Source organism: Steroidobacter sp. (assembly GCF_016790065.1).
Lineage (GTDB): Bacteria > Pseudomonadota > Gammaproteobacteria > Steroidobacterales > Steroidobacteraceae > Steroidobacter.
Genome location: NZ_JAEUPY010000300.1, coordinates 1 through 5365, shown reverse-complemented (window position 1 = coordinate 5365; position 5365 = coordinate 1). Strand labels below are relative to the sequence as shown.

At 62.0% G+C, this 5365-nt stretch carries 3 protein-coding genes; 1 reads left to right on the top strand and 2 read right to left on the bottom strand.

Features of this window, described 5'->3' with window-relative positions:
• Positions 1 to 68: 68 nt before the first annotated feature.
• Positions 69 to 3581, bottom strand: coding sequence for an ATP-binding protein (locus JNL55_RS12685; protein ID WP_293853386.1), 3513 nt, complete (start codon positions 3579 to 3581; stop codon positions 69 to 71).
• 61 nt (positions 3582 to 3642) lie between these two features.
• Between JNL55_RS12685 and JNL55_RS12680 the strand changes: the two genes are divergently transcribed.
• On the top strand, positions 3643 to 4689 hold the full coding sequence (locus JNL55_RS12680) for a putative zinc-binding metallopeptidase (protein WP_293853383.1): 1047 nt from the start codon (positions 3643 to 3645) through the stop codon (positions 4687 to 4689).
• Here the strand turns inward: JNL55_RS12680 and JNL55_RS12675 are convergent.
• On the bottom strand, positions 4686 to 5365 hold a 680-nt coding region (locus JNL55_RS12675), incomplete at its 5' end, for a response regulator (RefSeq protein WP_293853381.1). The two genes, JNL55_RS12680 and JNL55_RS12675, sit on opposite strands and share 4 nt — an antisense overlap.

Sequence of the window (5365 nt, the reverse complement as noted above, 5' to 3'; positions counted from 1 at the left end):
CATCGTCGGGATCGTGTATCTCGGCACCGTGACTTCCCCGGGCCCGCTGGTGGAAGCGCCGGTCGACATCAAGCGTCTTTGAGCTCGGTCAGTTTCCGAGCCAACTGTTCCAGACTGAACGGCTTGCCGATCATGTGCACGCCGGGGTCGAGCACCCCGTTGTGCACGATGGCGTTGCGCGTATAGCCGGTGGTGAACAGGACTTTCAAATCCGGCCGCCGCCGACGCGCTTCGTCAGCCAACATGCGGCCGTTCACTTCCGGCATCACCACGTCGGTGAACATGATCTGAATCTCGGGATGCGCGTCCAGTAGCTTCAGAGCCAAGGCTGCACCGTTCGCTTCGAGCACGCGATAGCCGAGTTCATGTAACGCCTCGACGCTCACGTGGCGAACGCTCTCTTCATCTTCGACCACCAAGATGGTCACGCCGGCACCGACATCTAAAGGCGCAGGCACGGCGCGAGCGCTTTGCTCAACTTCTTCCGTGGTTCCGTAGAAGCGCGGCAAGTAGATCTTCACCGTGCTGCCGTGACCGACTTCGCTGTAGATCTTCACGTGGCCGCCGGACTGATGCACGAAGCCATGCACCTGACTCAAGCCCAGTCCCGTCCCTTTGCCCACCGACTTGGTGGTGAAGAACGGGTCGAACGCTTTTTGCACCACGTGCGGCGCCATGCCCGAACCAGTGTCGGTCACTGCCACCATCACATACTGACCATGCGGCACGCCGGCATGTGAGGCGGCGTAGATGTCGTCGAGATGCGAGTTGGCGGTTTCGATGGTGAGCTTGCCGCCCTCGGGCATGGCATCACGTGCATTGACGGCGAGATTCAGAATCGCGCTTTCGAGTTGATTGCTGTCGGTGTGAATGCGCCACAGGCCAGCCGCGAGCACCGTCTCGATTCGAATGGTCTCGCCCAACGTCCGGTGCAATAGATCGGACATGCCTGCAACCAACTTGTTCGGATTGACCGGCTCGGGACGCAGCGGTTGCTGTCGCGCGAAGGCGAGTAGACGCTCGGTGAGCTGTGCCGCTCGAAGCGCACCATCGAGTGCGAACGACGCGAACCGCTGCACGTTGGTGTCGCCGCGTGCCATCCGTCTTTGCAACATGTCCAGGTTGCCGATCACTACGTTCAACATGTTGTTGAAGTCGTGCGCGATACCGCCGGTGAGCTGGCCTAGCGCTTCCATCTTTTGTGCTTGGCGCAGCGCCTCTTCGGCGCCGCTACGAGCCTGGATTTCCTCAGCGACGCGTTGCTTGAGTGTGGCGTTGAGATTCAACAAAGCCTCTTCGGCTTCGCGACGTACCCGAGCGAGTTTGAGGTTCGCATTCACACGCGCCGTCAGCTCGCGGGCTGAGAACGGTTTGATCAGATAGTCGTCAGCGCCCGCGTCGAGACCTTCGATGCGGGCTTCCTCACCGGCTCGGGCTGACAGCATGATGACGGGCAAGTCGCGAAGTGCCGGGTCCTGACGAATCTCTTTGAGCAAACCGAAGCCGTCGAGGAGCGGCATCATCACGTCGGTCAACACCAGCTCGGGTCGCTGGGCGCGAATCGATTCCAGCGCGGCCACGCCGTCGCCGACCGCATCGACTTGTAAATGTTTGCTCAGCAGTCGCGCGACGTACTGACGCATGTCGGCGTTGTCGTCCGCTAGCAGCACGCGCGAGCCATGCACTTGAACCAGATCGTCGCCGGCCGTCGTGTCGTCGTGATGGTCAGGCACCGCCACGCTATCGTTCGACAGCCAGGTCAATGCCTCTTGCGCGAATACGCGAGAGCGGATGCCGTCACTTCTTTTGTCGTCGGCGTAGACATCGAGAATCTGATCGGCCGGCAAATGAGCGGTGCCGAAAGGGAAGGTCACAATGAAAGTGGTACCCGCGTTGATCTGGCTGTCTGCGACGATCTTGCCGTGATGTAAACGAACCAGCTCGAGGATCAATGCCAACCCGATACCGCTGCCTTCATGCGTGCGGCTCTTTTGGCCTTCGATGCGATGAAAGCGCTCGAACAGTTTGGGCAGCTCTTCGGTGGGAACGCCGACGCCCGTGTCTTTCACCGTCAGCTCAGCGCCTTGCGCCGTAGCGCGTAAGCGCACTTCGACACCGCCTTCGAACGTGAACTTGAATGCGTTCGACAGCAGATTCAGCACGATCTTTTCCCACATCTCCCGATCCACGAACACTGGCTCGGGCAGAACAGCGCAGTCCACCGTGAACTCGAGCGAGGCACGTGCCAACGCGGAACGAAATGTCGACGCCAGCTCCTCGGTGAGTTTGGTGAGATCGGTGGGTTGAAATTTCGCCTGGGTTCGGCCGGCTTCGATGCGTGAGAAGTCCAGCAGCGTATTCACGAGGCGCAGCAGGCGTAAGGAATTGCGATGCGCAGTCTGCAAACGTTCCAGCTGAGCGGTCGGTAGCGGCGCATCCGGATCCGCAAGCGCGTCCTCCAGCGGCCCCATCATCAACGTCAACGGCGTGCGGAACTCGTGACTGACGTTGGAGAAGAACGTGGTCTTGGCACGATCCAGCTCGGCCAGCCGTTGCGAGCGCTCGCGTTCCTCTTCGACCGCGCGAGCATTCTGAATGGCCGTGGCCACCTGGCTGGCGAGAAGATTGAAGAACGCGCGGTATTCCTCATCCAGCCGGCGAGTCGGGTTGACGCCGCTGATCAATACCGCAATGGGTTGCTCCTGGACGCCGGACATCACCGGCACCAGCACGGCTTCAGCAATGGGGCGGGCCGCTGGTCCTAGCGGCAGCGATGCATTCGGCGTCAGTGTGACCACACGAGGCTGGGCCGTGTCCACGACCTCACGTAGCGGCCATGACTCGCGGGCAGGACTACCATCGAGATCGATCGTCGCTGGCGCGAGGTCGTCGCAGCTGTGAGCCAAGCCAGTGACGCGATTGAGCACGGCGCGTCGGTGTGCTGGGTCGATCACATAGAACAGCGCGAATGGCACGTCATCGGGATTCTTGGAGAGCGTGTCGATCGCCGACGCGCAGGCGGAGTCCACGGTGCGCTCGACGAGTGCTTTGGCCGCCAACTGCGAGAGCGTGCGCAGCCGGCGAGCGTTCAGCACCTTGGGCGTGGTCTCGGCGCTGGGGCAAAACAGGCCGGCGACCTGGCCGGTCTCGTCGCGAATCGGGCTGTACGAAAACGAGTAGTAGGTTTCTTCGATGAAGTCGCCGCGGCTCATGAACAGCTGCACGTCGTCGACGAAGGTGGCCTCGCCGTGCCGGAACACCTTATCCGCCAGCGGTCCGCACACGTCCCAGATCTCGGCCCAGACCTGCTCGGCCGGCCGGCCCAGCGCCCAAGGATGCTTGGCGGTCCCGAGCACGGGCAGATAGGCGTCGTTGTACAGGAAGGTGGCGACCGGTCCCCAGCTCATCCACATGGGATGACGCGAGTCGAGCACCAGGTTGACGGCGGTGCGCAGGCTCTGCGGCCAATGCTCGAGCGGCCCCAGCGGCGTCTGCGACCAGTCGAAGCGACTGACCAGGCGGCCCAGTTCGCTGCCGTTGTTGAAGTTGGCAGCGGCGGCAGGCAGCGACTCAGCGGACATTGGTTTCCTTCGTCAGTCGGGCCATGCAACCTTTAGCGGCACGGTCCGTTATGAGCGCGAGATGAAAAGCTTTCACTGCAATCATTGCCAGCAATTGGTTTTTTTCGAAAGCGTCAGCTGCGTCCACTGCGGCCACACGCTGGCGTTCCTGCCCGATCGTCGAGTCATGGGCGCCCTCGAGCAGCAGAGCGACACCTGGGTCTATCGAACCGGTGACACGCAGGCGTATTACTGCCTGTGCGTAAACTACCAGCACAACAACATATGTAACTGGGCAGTTCCCTCCGGGGACGATCACGAGGCCTGTTTGTCGTGCCGGCTGACTCAATTGACGCCGGAGTTGGCCGAGGAGGGCCATCGGCAGGCCTGGTTCCGTCTGGAAACCGCCAAGCGCCGGCTGGTCTACACCCTGCAGCAGCTGCGCCTGCCGCTGCTCAGCAAGCAAGCCGACGCCGAGCACGGGCTGGCGTTCCAGTTTCTGGCCGAGGGCCCGGAGCGGCCGGTGTTGACCGGGCACGCCAACGGGCTGATCACCATCAACATCGCCGAAGCCGACGACGCGGTTCGCGAGCAACGGCGAGCCAACCTGCAAGAGGCCTATCGCACTCTTCTGGGTCATTTCCGGCACGAGAGCGGCCACTACTACTGGGACCGACTGGTGGCGAATACGGAGCAGCTGGCGGGCTTTCGGGCGCTGTTCGGCGACGAGCAGCAGGACTATTCGGCAGCATTGCAGCGGCATTATGAGCAGGGCGCGCCGGCCGACTGGCAGTCACAGTTCATCAGCGCTTATGCCAGCAGTCATCCTTGGGAGGATTGGGCGGAGAGTTGGGCGCACTACCTGCACATGATCGACGTGACCGAGACGGCGGTGGCGTGCGGTCTGACGTTGCAGCCTCGGCATCCCAACGAGCCGTTGCTCGACCCGGACCCGAAGCTGATGCGCCGTCGCGATTTCCAGGAAGTCATGGACACATGGTTCGCGGTGACTTACGTGCTGAACAACTTGAACCGCAGTCTGGGCCAGCAGGATGCGTATCCGTTCGTCCTGTCAGCTCCAGCCATCGAGAAGCTGCGGTTCGTGCACCAGGCGGTGGAGAAGGATTAAGCCGCCGAGGAGTGGCCGCTTGGCCGTGGGGTGCGCAGGTCGTAGACCCAACGCTGCAAGGTCTTGCGAATATCTTCCAAGCCGACGGGCTTGCTCAAATAGTCGTCCATGCCGGCGGCAATACACTTGGCTCGATCGTCCGCCATGGCATTGGCAGTGAGCGCGATGATGGGCACGCGCCGCTCGCCTTGTTCCAACTGGCGTAACGCTCGCGAAGCGCCGTAGCCGTCCAGCTCCGGCATGAAACAATCCATGAAGATGATGTCGTAGCGGAGGCGGCTCGCCATGTCGACCGCCTCGCGACCGTTGCCGGCGAGATCGATGCGACAGCCAAGCTTCTCGAACATGCGTTTGACCAGTAGCCGATTCACGGCGTTATCTTCCGCCACCAGCACACGCACTGTGCCAAGTTCACCGCTCGGCGCTGGAAGCATCGGTAGCTTGGCCGTGCAATCGTTATCGGGCGCAGCGCCATCGGATTGCGCCGACCGACCGCCTTGCCAGGCGGAGCGGAGCGCTTCCAACAGTTGCGCCGGCCGCACTACAGGCTTCATCAACAGCGCCGCGCAACCAGCAGTGATGCATGCATCTGCGGCCGAACGCTGACTGGCCGAGGTGAGCATGACCAGTCCTGTGCCGCTCAGATCCGGATGACGCTTGATATGCATCGCCAGAT

Excerpts from the sequence above, each read along its gene's own strand:
- JNL55_RS12685 (WP_293853386.1), bottom strand. The coding sequence starts at position 3,581 with ATGTCCGCTGAGTCGCTGCCTGCCGCCGCTGCCAACTTCAACAACGGC.
- JNL55_RS12680 (WP_293853383.1), top strand. The coding sequence starts at position 3,643 with ATGAAAAGCTTTCACTGCAATCATTGCCAGCAATTGGTTTTTTTCGAA.